The organism is Collinsella aerofaciens, assembly GCF_020709435.1.
Taxonomy (GTDB): domain Bacteria; phylum Actinomycetota; class Coriobacteriia; order Coriobacteriales; family Coriobacteriaceae; genus Collinsella; species Collinsella aerofaciens_AU.
Genome location: NZ_JAJFDP010000004.1, coordinates 60,104 through 78,147 on the forward strand (window position 1 = coordinate 60,104; position 18,044 = coordinate 78,147).

The following is an 18,044-nucleotide window of genomic DNA, read 5'->3' on the forward strand; positions in this document are numbered from 1 at the left end:
TTAGACAATAATCCTCAGCTGGGGATTATTTATCTACGCAGGTAGCATTTCAAAGCAGGGGCTTTTAAGCACGTACTGTCTGGGCGATGCCAGCCTTGGCGTTTGCGCGTTTGCCGGCGAGTTCGCAAAAAATCGCGCCGCCGATGATAAGCGCGGCGCCCATCAGGCGGACCGGTGTTATGGCTTCGCCCAAAAGGACGGCCGAGAACACGACGGCCGAAAGCGGCTCGAGGTAGCCGACGACCGCGACGGTCTGGACGGGCAGCTTGGCGACGGCACTAAAGTAGAGCAGGCAACCGATGCCGGTGTTGACGACGCCGAGCATGACGACGGCGCGCCAATCAATACTGGCGGCGACGCCGGCGGACAGGAATGAGGGAGCGCCCTGCGTGATGAGCGTGAGGACCAGCGCGGTCACAAAGGCGGCGCTCACCTGGAGCGTGGAGTTCTCGAGGCCTTCGATGTGTGGCGCACCCTTGCTAGCGATGACCATCAGCGCATAGCAAAATGCCGAGGCGATACCGCAGACGATACCCGCAATGGGCATATTGCCGCCTAGACCTTGTGCTGCAATGAGAAAAGCACCGCAGGCGACGGCGATAAACCCGGCGATTTTGCCGCCGGTCAGTTTTTCACCAAAGATGAGTGGGGAGAGCGCCATGACAATGATGGGGCCACAGTAGTACAGCAGCGAGGATACGCCGACGCCGATCGTCTGGTAGGCACGGAACAGAAAAATCCAGCTGGCACCCAGCGCGGCTCCCGACAGAAGGAGTGCTGCGGCTTCGCGGGGACGAGATGGCGCCTGCAGTTTATGGTGTTGGGTGATGGCAAGGATAGTGACAAGCGAGAGGGCGCCCAAAAACGTGCGCAGTAGCACGATATCGGAGCTCGGCAGCGCGATGGCAGCGGCGATGATGCCGTTGGAGCCAAACAATAGCAATGCTGCTAAGTACGTAAACAGTCCGTTGTCCATGCGCTTCCGTCCCCTCTATATTCGAGCATGTTCACTATGGGCGAACTGGCAATAGAAGAAAAGCGAATATAATGCATGGCTAACATGACAAAAACTCATGCAAAGGTGGAGGGGTGCCGTGGAAACGAATATTCAAAAGATGCAGGTGCTGCTCGAGACCGTGCGCGCCGGCAGTTTTACGCGCGCCGCCGAGCGGCTGAGCTATTCGCAGTCGGGCGTGAGCCGTATGGTGGCCGATCTTGAGACAGACTGGGGCTTTAAAGTGCTCGATAGAAGCCGCGAGGGCGTAGTACTTTCTGCCGATGGGCGGCAAGTCATGCCGGCGGTCGAGGCGTTATGCGAGGAATTTGTTCGTTTGCAGCGACGGGTGGATGAGATGCGTGGGCTCATGCGCGGCAAAATCTGCATCGGTACGTTTTCGAGCGTGGCGACCCACGTGCTACCGCCGGTGATTGCGCGCTTTCGCGCCGATCACCCGGACGTCGATTATGAGTTGCTGATGGGCGACTATTCAGAGATCGAACAATGGGTGGCAGAGGGCCGCTGCGATCTGGGCTTTATCCCGTATGAGCCTCGAGAAAACGGCATGGCATCGCGGTCTTTGGTGCGCGACGAGTTGATGGCGGTAGTGCCGGCAGATTCTTTGCTTGCCACGGCGGAGGTCGTTTCTCTTGCCGATTTAGCCAACGAGCAGTTTATTCTGCTAGAACGCGGCACCGATGACGAGATTACGCCGCTGTTCCGTCGGGCGGGGCTGACGGTGTGCTCCAAGCTGTCGACCTGGGATGATTATGCGATTATGGCTATGGTCGAGGACGGCCTGGGCGTGAGCATTCTTCCCGCGCTCATCTTGCGCCGTTGTCAGTTCGATGTTGCCGTGCGTTCGCTTGAGGGACATCCCCATCGGCAGATCAATGCCATATATCGAACGGCCGATGTTTCGCTTGCCGCCGCCCGTTTTCTCGAATACCTCTAAACGTGTACACGCCATTGTTTGCTTTGGGCAGATCTCGGAGTCCGATACATTTTCTTATGAAATTGAACTTTCGAATGAAGCGCCGCGTTATACTGCTTGCTAAATTGAACCATGGTTCAATTCGTGTTCTATAAATTGAACTTTGCCAGCAAGGAGGTTCTAGTGGCCCAAGAGACGTTTAGCGATCGCCTGCGACAGGCTATGTCCGATCGCGACGTTCGCCAGTCGGACGTGATCCGCGCATCGGAGATGCTCGGCAAAAAACTCGGCAAGAGTCAGATGAGCCAATATGTGAGCGGCAAGACGATCCCGCGGCGCGATGTGGCTGAGCTGCTCGCCCGTATTTTGGAGGTCGATGTTACCTGGCTGCTCGCCGGCGACGCCGATCAAGGCGAGGCATCATCACCCCGCAACGATTCCAAGCCCGAACCCCATCCCTCAGCTCAAATTGCAAGGAGCACCACCATGCGTACTTTTTCTAAATCCACCAAACTCGACAACGTCCTGTATGACGTGCGCGGTCCCGTCGTCGACGAGGCCGCCCGTATGGAGGACGAGGGCGAGCGCATCCTCAAGCTCAATATCGGCAACCCGGCGCCCTTCGGTTTCCGCACGCCCGATGAGGTCATCAAGGACATGCGCCAGCAGCTGCCCGACTGCGAAGGCTATTCCAACTCGCGTGGCCTGTTCTCCGCGCGCAAGGCGATCATGCAGTATTCGCAGATCAAGGGCCTGCCCAACGTTCAGATGGAGCATATCTACACGGGCAACGGCGTGTCCGAGCTCATTCAGCTTTCGATGAACGCGCTGCTCGACAATGGCGACGAGATTCTGATCCCCAGCCCCGACTATCCGCTCTGGACGGCGTGCGCAACCCTTGCTGGCGGTCATCCCGTACATTATCTGTGCGATGAGCAGGCGGATTGGTATCCCGACCTGGAGGATATGGAGTCCAAGATCACGAGCGCGACCAAAGCCCTCGTCATCATCAACCCCAACAACCCCACGGGTTCCGTCTATCCGCGTGAGGTGCTCGAGGGCATCGTTGAGGTTGCGCGCAGGCACCAGCTCATGATTTTTGCAGACGAGATTTACGACCGCCTGTGCATGGACGGCTATGAGCACGTCTCGATTGCCTCGCTCGCTCCCGATCTGCCCTGTGTCACCTTTAGCGGCCTTTCCAAGTCGCACATGATTGCGGGCTATCGTATTGGCTGGATGGTGCTTTCGGGCAACCAGCGCTGCATGAGCGACTTCATCATGGGTATCAACATGCTCTCCAACATGCGCCTGTGCTCCAACGTGCCGGCTCAGTCGATCGTTCAGACGGCACTCGGTGGTCATCAGTCCGTTAACGACTACATCCGTCCTGGCGGCCGTGTCTACGAGCAGCGCAACTTTGTGTATGAGGCGCTCAACAAGATTGACGGCATCTCGGTGGTTAAGCCGCGCGCGGCGTTCTACATCTTCCCCAAGATGGATGTGAAGAAGTTCAACATCACCGATGACGAGCAGTTCGCCCTTGACCTGCTGCACGAGAAGAAGATCCTGATCACGCGCGGCGGCGGCTTCAACTGGGCTGAGCCCGACCACTTCCGTATCGTGTACCTGCCGCGCATGGAAGTACTCAAAGAGTCCCTCGAAGACCTCGCCGACTTCTTTGACCATTACCGCCAGGCGTAACGGCAAAGGTAGCCTGTAATGAAACGGTCGGCCCGCAACGGATGCGGGCCGACCGTTTTCTGTCTAAGCCCGTGCTGTTAGCGCTTGTCTCGTTGAGCGGGCGAGGTTCGCGCGTGAGCGGCTAGTTCTATTCCAAAATGGAATACAATGGGCTTAAGCTGGAATTGATGTCCGGGTACCTGCTTTTCTAGAATGTTTTCAACAAGATGAAAGGCGGTTCCAACCAATGATTATCGATGCAAATTCCTACTGGTTCGACGAGCGCATCTTTCATGACGAGACGCTCTGCGAACAGTTTTTGGCCGAGGTGCCCCGCGCCTATGACACCGAAGGCTATCTGACCATGAATTCCGCCGGCAAACGACAGATCGTGATCGAGATGCCCGCCGGTTCTCCGGGTCTTAACTACATTGAGGGCGACTACACCCTCGAGAAGCGCTTGGCCGATATGGATGAGGCGGGGGTCGACAAGGCGATCCTCAAGCTCCCCGGCTGTCACGAGTGGATGTCGCTCGAGATGTGCCGGCGTTTCAACGACGGTATGGCTGCTGACGCGAAGGCGTCAAGTGGCCGTCTGATTCCGCTTGTCGCTGTGCCGCCCTTTGGCACCAAAGCGAATTTGGAGGAGCTCGACCGCAGGCTCGACGATGGTTTTGCGGGTGTGCAGCTCTGCGCTCACTACGGCAAGCGCTATCTCGACGACCAGGTCTTCTCGAGCTTTTTCGAGCACCTGAACGAACGCCATGTCACCGTTTACGTGCACCATGTTCCCGTGCCGGTCGAGAACGAGTCGCTTCTCGCGTACGACAACCTTCGCCGCTCTTATGGCCGCTGCGTCGACCAAACTACGGCGATCGGCCGAGAGATCTTTGGTGATTTCTTTGAGCGCTACCCCAATATCAAGATGGTCCACTCCATGCTCGGCGGCGCATACTTTGCGTTCAAGGAGATGCTGCTGCCTCATGGTCCCAAGCGCCCTGATGCTTCTGGCCGTTTTCAGGTCGATACCGAGACCGTTTCCAGGCACCTCGAGAACAACATCTATTTCGACATGTCCCATGCCCAGCCTTGGGGCAAGACACTCCTTGCCTGCGCGGTTGACGTGCTGGGTGCAGACCATATTGTTTTTGGCACGAGCTATCCCGTTAAACGCGAGTGGCTCACCGAGGGTGTCGCCTGCGTTCGCGCTGCAAATCTGAGCGATACAGACAGCGACCTTGTGCTTGGCGGTACGGCGCAGCAACTGTACGGTGTCGAGTGAGCGGCAATCAGAGGGGAGTATCTGCCATGGACGAAGGAGAGATGAGAGCTGGGGCCGCTCGTGTGGCCATCGATCTTGGGGACGTGTTGCCGTTCGACGGTTTCGACGAACTCTGTCATGAGGTCTTCGCCCGTGCCCTTATCATCGAGGGGATGGGGCGACGCGCCTGCGTCCTTTCGCTTGAGGTCACCTCGATCGCTCCGGCTCTACTCGCCGATCTGCGTGAGGTTGTTGAGGATGCCGCCAATTGCAGCGGTGCTTATTCTTGGGTGGTTCCTACCCACACGTTTTCCATGCCTCACGTCCGCACTCCCGGGCATCTTGCCGACGATGCTGCCCGCAATCGCAACGAGCGCTATCGCGCAGCGCTCGTCGCTGCCGCCCGCACGGCTGTCGAGCGCGCTGTTGCGGGCATTCGCTCTGCCACGCTCGCCACTGTGGAGGGCGAATGCCCCGTGAACGTTAATCGCGACATTGAGACGCCTGCCGGCTGGTGGTTGGGCTCGAATCCCAGGGGGTTTGCCGACCACACGATGCCCGTACTCGCCATAAGGGATGCCGGGGGCGAGTATGTTGCCGTGCTCGCGACGGCGGACGTTCAGTCCTCCGTGCTCGACGGGTCGCGCGACTCCGAGGGGAGGCGCATGGCGAGCGGAGACCTCTTTGGTTTTGCCGCCATGTCACTCGAGCGCGAGCTGGGCGGCGTTGCCCTGTTGCTGCCAGGGGCCGCGGGCGACCAAGGTCCGGCGGAGCACGCCATGAACGTCATGTTCGATGCGGCCGGCGTTAAGCAGACGCTCGATGCCCATGAGGACGGATACCGCATGCTGCACCAGCAGGGGCAGGCCTTGGGCGACGCTTTAATCGAGGCCGCTCGCATGGCGCGTGAGGATGACGCTACCGGCATCGATGCCCGCACGGTCGACGTTCTCCTGCCCGCTCAGACACGCGCCGATTTTCACTCTTTGGCCCCGCACCGAACGTATGAGTTTCATGCCGCTGGCGAGCAGCGCACGAGGGTCTATCTGCTCCGGCTGGGAAACGTCGAGCTTGTCGGCGTACAACCCGAGGTCTCGAGTGCATTCGGCGCCACTGTGCGCGCCGCTCGGTCCGGCTCTGTGTTCTTTGCCACACTCGTCAACGGCGGACAGAAGTACCTACCGGCTCCCGACGCGTACGAAAAGATCACCTATGAGGCCATGAACTCCGGTTTTGCCGCCGGATCCCATGAGCGCCTCGTCGAAATCATCATTGCCGCCTTGAATGCGGCGTGACACAGAAGGAGAACGTGCATGAACATTGGACACGCGCGCCGCAAAATCACCCCACAGGGCGACATCTACCTGATTGGCTACCGCAATCTTCCCAACCGTCTTGAACCTGCGACGGGCGTCCATGACGACGTCTTCGCCAACGCCATCCTCTTCCAGCAAGGCGAACGTGAAGTGTTTCTCTTTAATGCCGATGTCCTCGAGTTCGAGGAAAGCATGGCCGAGGAGGTCAAGACAATGCTCGCCGAGCGCTACGGCATTGACCGTGATTGCGTCCTGCTCTCGGCGACGCACGACCATACTTCAATCGTCGCTTACCACCGCAGCTGGTGGACGGGAAAATTCGACGAGAACTACTACCGCTGGTTCCTCGATACCATTTGCCAATGCTTTGAGGAGTGCCGTGCCAACGCACAGCCCGCGATTTGTCGCTTGGGCAAGCAGGTCATCACCGGTTTCTACGACAACCGCATCATCCCAGGTGAACTCGCCGACAATGAGGTCATTGTCGTATCGTTCTTCGATACCGAAGGCAAGCCATTTGCGGGCTTTGTGAACTGGGCGGTGCATTCCGCTTGCGTCGGACCCGACTGCACGGAGCTCACGAGCGAACTCGCCGGTCTTACCGGCAAAAAGCTCGCTCAGAGTCTTGGTTACTATCCGGCCATGGTCGTCGGTGCTGCTGGCGACTGTAGCGACCGCAATTTTCGACAGGGACGCGGCATTCCCGAGGTTGAGCGTGTTTCGACCGGTCTTGCCGAGGCGATTTCCCAGATCAAGCTCGATTGCGAGGTCGTTCTTGACCGCATCGAGCCTCAGACGTTCTATCACACCGTTGCCCATGACGACTTTTCACTCACGCTTAAGTGCGCCGTCATCAGTCTGGGCGGCCTGCATCTCTTTGTGTTCCCGAGTGAACTCGGCAGCGACCTGGGCATTCGCATGAAGCGCGAATGTCCGGTCGAGGGAATAGTCTGCGGTTACACCAACGGCTATTTTGAGTATTTCCTTCCGGCACGCGAGTACGGCCTCTCCTTTGAGACCGAGCGTACTCAGATTCCCCAGGGCGAACCGGAACGTCTGTGTGACAAGTTCTGCCAGACGACGAGACTTCTCGGCGCAGCAGATTCGCGTCTGTAGGCCTGATTGCGTGATATGGGCCAATGAGGCTCATTGCCATGTGATCGGCATCTTCCATCTTCTCTGCCGTTCCCCATCCCGGGCGTACGTGCGTCCGCGGATTTCAAAGGGGGGAAGCGGGTTCCTTGCCCTCCCACGTCGACTACGGAGGCATGAAATCGATGCTATACCCCGCTCAGAAAAGGAGAATTCCATGAAATACCAGAAGCTTTGCGATGAAATCATCACAAAGGTCGGTGGTCGAGACAATGTGTTAGACGTGAGCCACTGCATTACGCGTCTCCGCTTCCGCCTCAAGGATGAATCGCTCGCCCAGACCAATGAGCTTAAGGCGACGAAGGGCGTCGTTGACGTCATCCAGGCCGGCGGACAGTATCAGGTCGTGATTGGTGCCACTGTCGAGGCCGTCTACAACGACCTTGTTCAGATTGGCGGGTTCGACTCCAAACCCGCACTCGATATCGATGAGGGCGACGACGTCAAAAAGGGCGATCCATTCTCGCGTCTGCTTGCCATCATCTCCGAGATCCTGCAACCGGTTCTTGGCGTGCTTATGGCCGGTGGCTTTATCAAGTCGATGCTCGCGCTCTGCACGGTTGCCGGTTGGCTAGCCAAGGACAGCAATACGTATGTGACGCTCTCGGCAATCGGAGATTCGGTCTTCTATTACTTTCCGCTAATCATTGGCTGGACGTCGGCCAAGAAGTTCGGACTTAAGCCCGTTATGGGAATGGCGCTCGGTGGTATCCTCGTCTACCCGACGCTCGTTGCCCTTATGGGCGGAGATCCGCTCTACACGCTCGGCGCCGGCACGGTCTTCGAGTCCAATGTCTATGGTGATATTTTTGGCATCCCGCTGATCATGCAGAATTACTCATCGACGATTCTGCCTGCGATCTTTATCGTCTGGATTGCCTCCAAGGTGCACAAGGCCCTTTCTAACGCGCTGCCCGCGCTTGTGAGCTCGTTCTTCTCCAACATCCTGACGCTCCTCATTTGCGGCATCCTTGGCCTGCTTGTGGTCGGTCCGGTCATGACGGTCCTCTCCAACATCGTTGCCCAGATCATCTTGATGCTCATCAACTTCCAGCCCGCCATCGCCGGCTTCGTCATCGGTACGTTCTGGAGCCTGCTCGTCATGTTCGGCCTGCACTGGGGTATCATCCCGCTGTGGTTTCTCGATGTCGCAACCTACGGCTATGACCTCATTAACCCGCTCGTGTATGCAGGCGGTTGTGCCATCGCCGGTGCTGTGCTTGGCATGGTCATCCGAACCAAGGACTCCGAGGAAAATGCTGCCGTCAACATTCCCGCCCTTGTCTCTTCGATTTTCGGTGTCAACGAGCCTGCGCTTTACGCCATCTTGCTGCCGCGTAAGCGTCTTATGTGGGCAACCTTTATTTCCGCTGGTGTAGGCGGCGCCATTGCCGGCCTCATGGGTGCCAAACTCTATGCCTTCGGTGCCTCCGGCCCGCTCGGTTTTCCGAGCTTTATTAACCCTGCCGGCATCGACATGGGCTTTATCGGCCTTGTCATCTCCGGTGTGGTCGCTTTCGTTCTGGCTCTTGTCGCCGCTATGGTGATCGGTACCAGGAAGGACGAGGGCGGTAAGGCGCTCAACATCTCGGTGGACTAGTCTGTCTGCGCACTTTAACTAAATATGCCTCGGACGGCGACGTGCCGCCCGAGGCATATTTGTGTTTTGTGCCGTTGTCAGCGTGTTTGCGGACACAAGTCTGCGGTTGTGGAGCAGCAGGGATTATGACGGTCGTGTCGCGGTGGAAGACGCACGGTCGCCCTGCAGGAGCTGACGGTAGGGGAGGAAGCCGATGAACGAGACGACCGCCTGCGAGTGCGCGGCGTTTCGCTTGAGGTAGAGCCTGACCTCGGAGGTCGTCGCGGGCTCGAGCGGCACCAGGGCTACCTTTCCGCTGGCGAGCGATTCCGCCGGCTTGCGCATGAGGAATGAGACGCCGGCGCCGCGTGCGACAAGAGAGATGATGTTCTCGGCTCGTTTGCCGGTGAACGTAACACGTGGGCCAAATCCAGCTTCGCGACAAAGGGAAAGGACGAGCTCGCTTACGAACGAGCCTTGGGGAAGCATGAGGAAATTCTCGTCGATAAGGTCGTCTATCTCGACGGTGTCACATTCGGCGAGTGGATGGTCGAGCGGAAGGACGGCCACGAGCCGGTCGGTCGTAAAGGGAATCTTTTTGAACTCCGGCTCGATGGCGCCGCTGTCACGGATGAAGGCCAGGTCAATGTCCTCGTGCAGGAGCATGCGCTTGAGTGTGTCGCCCTCGCCTTCGATGAGCTCGACAGAATATGAGGGGTTCGCCTGCTGAAAATCGATGACGGCGTCCGTGATCCCATAAGGGGCCATAATGGGGATAGAACCTACGGTGAGGTGCTCGAGCGGCTCACCTGCGCCTATTTGAATGGCGGCAAGATAGCGGTGCTGAAGCGTCGCAATTTTTTGCGCATAGGGGAGGAGCGCTTCACCTTGCGCGGTGAGTGTTACGTGGCGCTGGCTTCGATCGATGAGCTTGCAGCCGAGTTCGTGCTCCATTGCCATGATGTGCTTGGAGAGGGTTGATTGCGACATGAAAAGCAGTTCCGCCGCATCAAGAAACGTGCGTGACTGCGCTAAGATGGCGAATTCGCCAAAGCGGCTGATATCCATAGGGAGGCCTCCGGTACCCTCATTTTGGCAGGTGGCCTAAACCACGACGCCATTGCAGTGGTCGATTTCGTGTTGGATGATCTCGGCGGTGTAGCCCGAGAAGTTTTTGATGCGGTGGACGAAGTTCTCGTCCAAATACTCCACCTTAATGCGGCGATAGCGGGTACAGGGACGCTCGCCGATCAGCGAGAGACATCCTTCGCTCGTCTGATAGGCATTGACCTGCTCAAGAATTTGAGGGTTGTACATCAGGAGTGTCCTGTTGCCGTCCTTTACGCAGATGATGCGTTTGCGCACGCCAATCATGTTGGCGGCGAGGCCCACGCACTCGTGCTCATGCTCGTGGAGTGTATCCAGGAGGTCCTGCCCGGTCGCGGCATCGTCGGGTCCCGCGTCTTCGGAAGGCAGGCGCAAAAAGAACTCGGATTTCATGATGGGCTTAATCATGGCGGGCTCCTCATGTCTCATGCTTTCGTGGACTTTTAATAATAGCGCGGAAGGAAAGCTGTGCGTCCGCGTTACAATCTTTCGATGTTGGACCATGTTGCCAGATTCGTCGTGTACGGCGTCTGGCGTAAGTCTAGGGCTCATTTTTCGCCCTGGACCGTTCCTCTGGGGCGATGCGACTGTCGTTCCAAGAGGAAGGAAATGCATGGGGAGCAAATCTCAGCAACAAGTTCAAGTAACGCCATCGGCCTCTGCGGCGATTCTCGTCGTAATGTATATTGCGGCCTTTGTTGCCGCGTTTAACGAGAACATCATTAACGTGGCGTTGCACGACATTATGGCGGCCTTTTCGGTGAGTGCCACCACGGCGCAGTGGCTCGTCTCGGGCTACATGATTGTGACGTCGATCTTTACGGCCATCATGGCCTTCCTGTCCGGCCGTTTCTCGACGCGCAAGCTGTTGTTTTTCGCATGCGGATGTATGGTCGCCGGCGAAGTCCTGTGTCTGATCGCTCCGTCGTTTAGCGTTTTGCTGCCAAGTCGTATTTTACAGGCTGCGGGATCGGGCATCTTGTTTCCGCTCATGATGAACGTGGTGCTGTCTTGCGCCCCGCGCGAGAAGCTCGGTCTGTATCTGAGCCTGGGTGGTGCCTGCATTACGCTAGGGCCGGCGTTTGGACCTGTGATCAGCGGTCTTATGTGCACGTTGTTTGGCTGGAGGGCGGTGTTCGTAGTGCCGCTGGTGGCCGGCATTGTGGTCGCTGCGGCGGGCGTAAAGCTTGTTCAGAATGTCGGAGAGCGCTCGAACACCACGCTTGATATTCTGTCGGTTGTTTTGCTCGCCGCCGGCATTACGGCATTTGTGTATTCCGTAGGCGAGTTCTCGACCAATCTGATTGCCGGCATCGTGACGCTTATCGCCGCCATTGTGCTGCTCGGCCTGTTTGCGGCCCGCCAGCTCAAACTCGAGCATCCGGTGCTTAACGTGCGTCCCATGGCGAGCGTTCGTTTTTGGCCTGCGTGCCTGCTTGTGGTGGTGTCGATGATGACGACGTTCTCGATGAGCGTTTTGTTGCCGCTCTATTTTGAGGGCGCATACGGCATGACCGCACTTGTTGCGGGCTTGCTCATTTTGCCGGCGATTGCCTGTAACGCCGTGACCTCGATTGTGGGCGGACGCGTGATGGACGCCCGTGGCGCATGGCCGCTGCTGCCGGTCGGCTTTGCCCTGATTGCCGTGGGGCAGACTGCCATCTCGATGACGGCGGCGAGTATGAACATCGGCGTCGTTGTGGCGCTGACCGTTGTGGTGTATGCCGGAGTCGGTTTGGTGCTGAGCCCCTCGCAAACGGCCGGATTGGAGACGCTGCCTGCCGCTGAACATCCTCACGGAACGGCATTGCTTAACACGTGGAACATGATTGCCGCATCGTTTGGCCCGTCCCTGTTTATCGGCCTGCTCTCGAGTTCTGCAGCGACTGCCGGCGCGGCTGGCGCTGCGACCGACGTTGCCCAGGCGATTGGATTTGCAGCTGTCGTGCGCGTGGCGGCTGTAATTGCCGTGGTCGAGTTCGTGACATCGCTGGTGTACGCTCGTCGCGAGTCACACATGTCGCATTAATGTGTGCACATAGATTCTGCAGCTAGATTGGATGGCGACACCATAAACTAATGGACGTTTTGCCGAGAGGCATGAATGTTTAAAGCGCAAAGAGTGCGCGACGGGCCCCGCGAATGGGGCGATGATGCCCGAGAGGGCCAAGAAGGAGTCTCATGTCCGAGAACGAAGAGATCATGAACGAGACCGAGAACGAGACCATGGCTGCCGAGGTTGAGGCAGTCGAGACCGTGGAGACCGAAGCTTCCGAGGTTGAGGCTGCTGACGAGGTTTCCGCCGAGGAGGAGGCCGAGGTTGTCGAGGCCGCCGTTGATTACGATGACGAAGAGCTGATGGACAAGATGCAGAAGGCCGCCCGCCTGCTGCGTAGCCGTCGCTTTGCTATTTCTAAGGAGGAGGAGGCCAAGGCCGAGCGCATGGCGAACATCGAGCGCGCCATCAAGCTTCTTGACCTCAAGCCCAAGATGGAGCAGAAGGAAATGTCCGACCTGCTGGGCATGCGCCTCCGTGAGCTCGATGGCCTGATGGCCGAGGCCGAGGCTGCCGATCTGGTCGGCCGCATCGACGACGCCGAGGGCGATATGCGCAAGATCGTCGTCTTCGCTGCCGAGGATGCCGCTGAGGGCCTGGTCGAGCTTGCCAACAAGAAGGAGAAGCTCCTGCCCGAGCTTTCTTACGAGGAGGCCACCGAGCTGATGGCCGCTCTCGATAAGGTTATCGCTCCGCTCGTCGCCATGGGCCTGGACGAGGATCGCGGTCCTCGCGGCGGCCGTGACGACCGTGGTGGCCGTGGCGGCGACCGTGGCGGCCGCGGCGGCTTTGGCGATCGTGGTGGCCGTGGTGGCGACCGCGGCGGTCGCGGTGGCGATCGCGGCGGCCGTGGCGGCTTTGGTGACCGTGGCGGCGACCGTGGCGGTCGCGGCGGCTTTGGCGGCAACCGTGGTGGCTATGGCGATCGCGGTGGCAACCGTGGCGGCTTTGGCGGCAACCGTGGTAACGACCGCGGCGGTCGCGGCGGCGACCGTGGCGGCCGCAACGGCGGCGGCTTCCGCGGTAACCGTTTTTAGTTACGGCGTTTTACCAAACGCCGTAACGGGCCGACGCTGCGCGGGCCGCATTTGGACAATCTGACGTTCAACTTCAAGGGCGCGACCAGAAGGTCAGCGCCCTTTCGTTTCACGTCACCTTGCCTCAAATGCGACCCGCTCGCTGTCCGTCCTCTGCCTGCGGCGTTGTCTTGCTCCGGATGCGGCAGTTAGGGACGTTCCTTTTCTGCCGGCAGTTTGGGACACTCCTTGTAGTCATTGGGGACGTTCTTAAATGACTAGTCGTTGGGGACGTTCTTGTTTGACTAGTCATTCAAGAACGTCCCCAACGACTACATAGCATGAGAGTGGATAATCTCCCAGTTTGGGCTCGCATTCAGGCTCAAAGTGGGAGATTATCCACTCTCGTTTCTGTTCTGCCTACATTTGTAGGAACAGTTCGTGGAGGCGGGTGTCTTCGTCGAGTTCGGGGTGGAAGGTTACGCCGAGCTGGTTGCCCTGGCGCGCGGCGACGATACGGCCGTCGACTTTCGCTAAGGCCTTTGCGTCGCCGTGGACCTCGACGATGCGGGGCGCGCGGATAAACGTCAGCGGCACTTCACCGTCGATGCCAGCTACCTGCCCCTTGGTTCGAAAACTGCCGAGCTGCCTGCCGTAGGCATTGCGCTCAACGAGCACATCCATGGTTGCCAGGCGCGGCGTGCCCTTATCGTCATGGGCGGCAAGGTCGTGAGCCAGCAGAATCAGGCCGGCGCAGGTGCCCAGGACGGGCATGCCTTCAACAATGCGGGTGCGAAGCTCCTCGAGCATGCCCAACTCATCTAGCAGCTTCCCTTGAACGGTAGACTCGCCGCCGGGAAGTACCAGACGGTCAAAGTCCTGCTTTAAATCAGCCGCCTGCCTCAGCTCAATACAGCGCGCGCCCAGCTCGGATAGTCTTGCCTCGTGCTCGGCAAATGCGCCTTGGACCGCCAGCACGGCGACCGTTTGGTCTGCATAATCGCTCATGTGCGATCCTTTCTGCTGGACTAGCGCCCGCGCTCTTCCATGATAATCTCGATCTCGTCGGCGTTGATGCCCACCATGGCCTCGCCCAGGTCCTCCGAAAGCTCTGCGATGAGCTTGGCATCGGTGAAGTTTGCCACGGCCTTGACGATGGCGGCTGCGCGCTTGGCGGGGTCGCCGCTCTTAAAGATGCCCGAGCCGACAAACACGCCTTCGGCGCCCAGCTGCATCATCAGCGCGGCGTCGGCGGGGGTCGCTACGCCGCCGGCGGCAAAGTTCACGACGGGAAGCTTACCCGTGGCATGGACCTCGCGCACCAGCTCGACCGGAACCTGCAGTTGCTTGGCTGCCTCAAAGAGCTCGTCGTTGCGCAGGGCAACAACGTCACGGATCTGCTTTTGGATCTTGCGCATGTGACGCACGGCCTGAGCGACGTCGCCCGTACCCGGCTCACCCTTGGTGCGAATCATCGTGGCGCCTTCGGCAACACGGCGCAGCGCCTCGCCCAGATCACGGGCGCCGCAGACAAACGGCACGTCAAACTGGGTCTTGTCGATGTGATAGACGTCATCGGCAGGGGAGAGAACCTCGGACTCATCGATGTAGTCGATCTCGATGGCCTGCAGGACCTGCGCCTCGACGATGTGACCGATGCGGCACTTGGCCATGACGGGGATGGAGACGGCCTCCTGGATGCCCTTGATCATCTTGGGGTCGCTCATGCGCGAGACGCCGCCTGCGGCACGGATGTCGGCCGGGATGCGCTCGAGTGCCATGACGGCGCAGGCGCCTGCCTCCTCGGCGATGCGTGCCTGCTCGGGCGTGGTGACGTCCATGATGACGCCGCCCTTGAGCATCTGCGCGAGTTCGCGATTGAGTTTGACGCGATCGGCCTTGCTGGTCTGTTCTGCCATGGTTGCTCCCTTGGTTGGCATGTGCATTGCTTGACGGAACATCCTATCGGGAAGCTGGGTATGGCAAAATACTCAGTTTTCGAGATAATAATAAGGTCAGCCTAATACCAGATTGAACAGCTCGATAAGGTCAGGTGGCAAACTCATGCTTGACTACAATTTGGAAAAACGCGGCGAAGCATCGCTTTATGAGTATGTTTACCAGCAAATTCGAGATGATATTGTTGCTGGACGTATTGTGGCGGGGGAGCATCTTCCGTCTAAGCGCGCCTTTGCCAGTCATCTGGGAATCAGTGTCATTACCATCGAGAATGCATATAGCCAGTTACTTGCCGAGGGCTATATTTGCTCAATGCCGCGTCGTGGCTACTACGCTTGCAAGCTTCCGGATGCACCGGTTTTGCCTTTGGCTTCGCAGGGCATCGACCGAGATACCGTCTCTGTGGGCCTCAGCGCGCATGATGTCAACGGACAGGTCGAGCTGTTCGATGCACTTTCTCCTTCCGCTTTGGAGGCGGCGCGGCTTTGGCAAAGCGCACTGCGGGCGACGCTGGCATCCGAAGATGAGCGCGAAATCTTTTCGCCCGCACCGGCGCAGGGCACCGCTCGGCTGCGACGCGCAATTGCTCACCATCTGCGTGGGACAAGGGGCATGAATGTCGACCCCAACAACATTGTTATCGGTGCAGGCGCCCAGCTGCTCGATACCATGTTGGTTCAGTTGCTTGGAGCCGACAAGGTGTATGCCGTTGAGGACCCGGGCTATTTGCGTCTGACGCGTATCTATCAGGCTATGGGCTGCCAAGTACGACATATCCCGTTGGATGATGAGGGCGTGGACTTGAGCACTCTGCAGAAAAGCGGGACCGATGTCCTTCACTTGATGCCGTCTCATCAGTATCCGACCGGCCTTGTGACGAGTATTGCGCGTCGCTATGCGCTACTGAGCTGGGCCGCCGAGCGACCAGGTCGGTATCTCATCGAAGATGACTTTGATTGTGAGTTTCGCCTTGCCGGCAAGCCGATTCCCGCGCTCGCGTCGATCGATGCCGCCCAGTCGGTTATCTACACCAACACGTTTTCGAAGAGCCTTTCATCGGCGTTGCGTTTGGCGTATATGGTGTTGCCCGATGAGCTAATGGAGCGGTTTAGGCGCAACCTTGGTTTCTACGCCTCGTCGGTGAGCTCTGTTGACCAGGTCGCTTTGGCGCGTTTGCTGGAATCGGGTGATTACGAGCGACATGTGAACCGCGTGCGCGTTCGTGCTCGCGAGGCGCGTGATGGCCTGACGTCGCTTGTGCGGAAAGCGTTTCCGGCAGGGGAGGTCTCGATCGAACATGCAGACGCGGGCCTTTACTGCACCGTGGTTGCGGAGCGCGGAGCGGGCGGAAGCTCTTTTGTGCGGGCCCTCACGCGCTCGAGTATCCCTTTTGTCGATATCAGTGACTGTTATTGGTGTGCCGATGGCGCATTTGTCCCTGAAAACTCAAGTCAAATTCTTGTTCAGTATGACGATTTGAGTTCAAAAGCGCTAAATACCTTGGAATCGCAGCTAATGGGAGCACTCTGCAACCTAAGTGAGTAGGCTTTTGGAACTTTGGCGACCAGGCAGTTTTGTAACAAGCTATCTACCTGCGGTTTTGAAAAGCAGGATGACCGGGCTGCTCGGGATGTTCAAAAAAGTCTACTCACTTGTCGCGCAAAGCTTCTGCATGAGAAAAATGGGGTTTTCAACAGAACTTCGTCCAGCTCTCGGCAAGCTTTTGGCCAGTTGGGGAGGGCTGTTGAAAACTTGGCAGTCCGTTCGGCACCATTTTTGGCGCGTTCGCGCCAATGCGTGACTGACTGGGTTGAAATTCGTGTTTTCCTGTGCCTATGAAAGATCTACTTTGTGACATATCGGCTTTTAGGTACTGGCGTTTGCCCCCTCAGGTCCGCGCTCTGTGTCCGCCGCTTCCACGACCGGAAGAAGACCGGCAGCGATATGATCTCGCCCGCAACCCGACGGCTGCGGTCGCGCTCGGTTTTCCGTTGTATACATTGGTTCAGACAAGAAACAAACGGACTTGTCCTGCCAGCATTAGGCAGCGGCTGTTTCTTGGTGAGCTTCCCAGGGAATCCGTACTGGAAACGGAGCATGGGTTTTTGATTACGTCTCCTCTACTGACGGTATTCATCATGTCGCGGCATCTGACGGATCTTCAGCTTCTTTTGGTATTGGCGGAGATGTGTGGCTTGTTTGCGGTGTGCGCTCTGCCTGCGGCACTTGAGGCGGAGCTTTCGCGTGCAATTGATTCGGGCGCGATCTCGACAACGTTCGGTTGGGTGCGCTGCCCGTCCGAGGACGGCACCGCCTCAAATTTATGGCGTCGAGACGCTTTGGTTTTGGGCGGAGACCTTGACCGTTTTTGTTCAGATGTTTGCGGGATACGTTACGGCAATAGATTTAGGACGGTGTCGCAACTCGTTCCATTGGGTGCCGCGTCGCCTTTTGAGGTCGAGGCGTATTTGCTACTTGCACTGCCGCGATCCCTGGGAGGCGAAGGCTTTTGCGACATAGAGCTTAATGTTGAAGTGATGCTAAGCACAAGTGCTCGAGCGATTGTGGGAAAGTCCCGTGTATATATCGACATACTTCTGTCTTCGCCGGACGGCAGGCGACAGGTGGCCATTGAATGTCAGGGAAAGGCCTCGCACGGACGCGCAGGGGATGGCTTGCGTGACGCTGACCGCATGACGGCCCTTCAGGCCATGGGCTACGATGTGCTTCTCCTGACACACAGACAGATATCGGATGAGGATAGATTCCGCGCGATCGTTAAGGCCGTATGCAGGATGCTCGATGCTGAATATCGTGATAAAAGCTCAGATGAGCAAAGGGCTGAGACATTACTCAGGTCTGAACTATTCGTTGACTGGACAAAATTGGGAGTAATCGACGGAAAGATGCCCGTTAGACACAAAATGGCTCGATCGTGGACGGCTGCGAATCTAAGTGAGTAGACTTTTGGCACTTTGGCGACT

Annotated in this window: 15 protein-coding genes; 10 read left to right on the forward strand and 5 right to left on the reverse strand. The window is 58.1% G+C overall.

All coding sequences use genetic code 11. From position 1 onward, the window contains the following. Positions 1-64: 64 nt before the first annotated feature. On the reverse strand, positions 65-976 hold the full coding sequence (locus LK493_RS04120) for a DMT family transporter (protein ID WP_227790224.1): 912 nt from the start codon (positions 974-976) through the stop codon (positions 65-67). 118 nt (positions 977-1,094) lie between these two features. On the opposite strand from LK493_RS04120, the gene LK493_RS04125 reads away from it, so the two are divergent. From LK493_RS04125 to LK493_RS04150, 6 genes are all read left to right on the forward strand, one after another. Then, the gene (locus LK493_RS04125; RefSeq protein WP_227790225.1) at positions 1,095-1,952 is read left to right on the forward strand and encodes a LysR family transcriptional regulator; all 858 of its coding nucleotides are present in this window, start codon (positions 1,095-1,097) and stop codon (positions 1,950-1,952) included. A 201-nt stretch (positions 1,953-2,153) separates the two neighbouring features. Next, entirely contained in the window at positions 2,154-3,635 is a 1,482-nt protein-coding gene (locus LK493_RS04130; protein WP_117637011.1) for an aminotransferase class I/II-fold pyridoxal phosphate-dependent enzyme, read from the forward strand. Between the two features lie 226 nt (positions 3,636-3,861). After that, complete coding sequence (locus LK493_RS04135) at positions 3,862-4,896, forward strand: amidohydrolase family protein (protein ID WP_217107675.1); 1,035 nt, start codon at positions 3,862-3,864, stop codon at positions 4,894-4,896. A 26-nt stretch (positions 4,897-4,922) separates the two neighbouring features. Further along, positions 4,923-6,170, forward strand: a complete 1,248-nt coding sequence (locus LK493_RS04140; protein WP_227790226.1) for a hypothetical protein — start codon at positions 4,923-4,925, stop codon at positions 6,168-6,170. 18 nt (positions 6,171-6,188) lie between these two features. Continuing rightward, positions 6,189-7,307: a neutral/alkaline non-lysosomal ceramidase N-terminal domain-containing protein gene (locus LK493_RS04145; RefSeq protein ID WP_217750124.1), complete on the forward strand. Its 1,119-nt coding sequence runs from the start codon at positions 6,189-6,191 to the stop codon at positions 7,305-7,307. Positions 7,308-7,500: 193 nt separating this feature from the next. Further along, on the forward strand, positions 7,501-8,943 hold the full coding sequence (locus tag LK493_RS04150) for a PTS transporter subunit EIIC (RefSeq protein ID WP_227790227.1): 1,443 nt from the start codon (positions 7,501-7,503) through the stop codon (positions 8,941-8,943). 123 nt (positions 8,944-9,066) lie between these two features. Here LK493_RS04150 and LK493_RS04155 read toward each other — a convergent pair whose 3' ends face one another. Then, the gene (locus LK493_RS04155; RefSeq protein WP_227790228.1) at positions 9,067-9,990 is read right to left on the reverse strand and encodes a LysR family transcriptional regulator; all 924 of its coding nucleotides are present in this window, start codon (positions 9,988-9,990) and stop codon (positions 9,067-9,069) included. Between the two features lie 36 nt (positions 9,991-10,026). Continuing rightward, a complete protein-coding gene (locus tag LK493_RS04160) occupies positions 10,027-10,437 on the reverse strand; it encodes a peptide deformylase (protein WP_217107679.1) in 411 nt (136 codons plus the stop codon). Positions 10,438-10,642: 205 nt separating this feature from the next. Between LK493_RS04160 and LK493_RS04165 the strand changes: the two genes are divergently transcribed. Further along, positions 10,643-12,058 carry an MFS transporter gene (locus LK493_RS04165; protein WP_227790229.1) on the forward strand — a complete coding sequence of 472 codons (1,416 nt, stop codon included), beginning with the start codon at positions 10,643-10,645 and terminating at the stop codon, positions 12,056-12,058. Positions 12,059-12,210: 152 nt separating this feature from the next. After that, positions 12,211-13,122, forward strand: a complete 912-nt coding sequence (locus tag LK493_RS04170; protein WP_195443849.1) for a hypothetical protein — start codon at positions 12,211-12,213, stop codon at positions 13,120-13,122. A 399-nt stretch (positions 13,123-13,521) separates the two neighbouring features. On the opposite strand, the gene pdxT is transcribed toward LK493_RS04170, so the two are convergent. Together pdxT and pdxS are read right to left on the reverse strand one after the other, a co-directional pair. Further along, the gene (gene pdxT, locus LK493_RS04175) at positions 13,522-14,109 is read right to left on the reverse strand and encodes a pyridoxal 5'-phosphate synthase glutaminase subunit PdxT (RefSeq protein ID WP_195544259.1); all 588 of its coding nucleotides are present in this window, start codon (positions 14,107-14,109) and stop codon (positions 13,522-13,524) included. 20 nt (positions 14,110-14,129) lie between these two features. Continuing rightward, on the reverse strand, positions 14,130-15,020 hold the full coding sequence (pdxS, locus tag LK493_RS04180; protein WP_227790230.1) for a pyridoxal 5'-phosphate synthase lyase subunit PdxS: 891 nt from the start codon (positions 15,018-15,020) through the stop codon (positions 14,130-14,132). A 145-nt stretch (positions 15,021-15,165) separates the two neighbouring features. Here pdxS and pdxR point away from each other — a divergent pair, with 145 nt between their 5' ends. Further along, positions 15,166-16,605: a MocR-like pyridoxine biosynthesis transcription factor PdxR gene (gene pdxR / locus LK493_RS04185; RefSeq protein WP_195246466.1), complete on the forward strand. Its 1,440-nt coding sequence runs from the start codon at positions 15,166-15,168 to the stop codon at positions 16,603-16,605. A 560-nt stretch (positions 16,606-17,165) separates the two neighbouring features. Continuing rightward, positions 17,166-18,023, forward strand: coding sequence for a hypothetical protein (locus LK493_RS04190; RefSeq protein WP_227790231.1), 858 nt, complete (start codon positions 17,166-17,168; stop codon positions 18,021-18,023). The last annotated feature ends 21 nt before the right edge of the window (positions 18,024-18,044 follow it).

Excerpts from the sequence above, each read along its gene's own strand:
- LK493_RS04120 (WP_227790224.1), bottom strand. The coding sequence starts at position 976 with ATGGACAACGGACTGTTTACGTACTTAGCAGCATTGCTATTGTTTGGC.
- LK493_RS04130 (WP_117637011.1), top strand. The coding sequence starts at position 2,154 with ATGTCCGATCGCGACGTTCGCCAGTCGGACGTGATCCGCGCATCGGAG.
- LK493_RS04135 (WP_217107675.1), top strand. The coding sequence starts at position 3,862 with ATGATTATCGATGCAAATTCCTACTGGTTCGACGAGCGCATCTTTCAT.
- LK493_RS04140 (WP_227790226.1), top strand. The coding sequence starts at position 4,923 with ATGGACGAAGGAGAGATGAGAGCTGGGGCCGCTCGTGTGGCCATCGAT.
- LK493_RS04145 (WP_217750124.1), top strand. The coding sequence starts at position 6,189 with ATGAACATTGGACACGCGCGCCGCAAAATCACCCCACAGGGCGACATC.
- LK493_RS04150 (WP_227790227.1), top strand. The coding sequence starts at position 7,501 with ATGAAATACCAGAAGCTTTGCGATGAAATCATCACAAAGGTCGGTGGT.
- LK493_RS04155 (WP_227790228.1), bottom strand. The coding sequence starts at position 9,990 with ATGGATATCAGCCGCTTTGGCGAATTCGCCATCTTAGCGCAGTCACGC.
- LK493_RS04160 (WP_217107679.1), bottom strand. The coding sequence starts at position 10,437 with ATGATTAAGCCCATCATGAAATCCGAGTTCTTTTTGCGCCTGCCTTCC.
- LK493_RS04165 (WP_227790229.1), top strand. The coding sequence starts at position 10,643 with ATGGGGAGCAAATCTCAGCAACAAGTTCAAGTAACGCCATCGGCCTCT.
- LK493_RS04170 (WP_195443849.1), top strand. The coding sequence starts at position 12,211 with ATGTCCGAGAACGAAGAGATCATGAACGAGACCGAGAACGAGACCATG.
- pdxT (WP_195544259.1), bottom strand. The coding sequence starts at position 14,109 with ATGAGCGATTATGCAGACCAAACGGTCGCCGTGCTGGCGGTCCAAGGC.
- pdxS (WP_227790230.1), bottom strand. The coding sequence starts at position 15,020 with ATGGCAGAACAGACCAGCAAGGCCGATCGCGTCAAACTCAATCGCGAA.
- pdxR (WP_195246466.1), top strand. The coding sequence starts at position 15,166 with ATGCTTGACTACAATTTGGAAAAACGCGGCGAAGCATCGCTTTATGAG.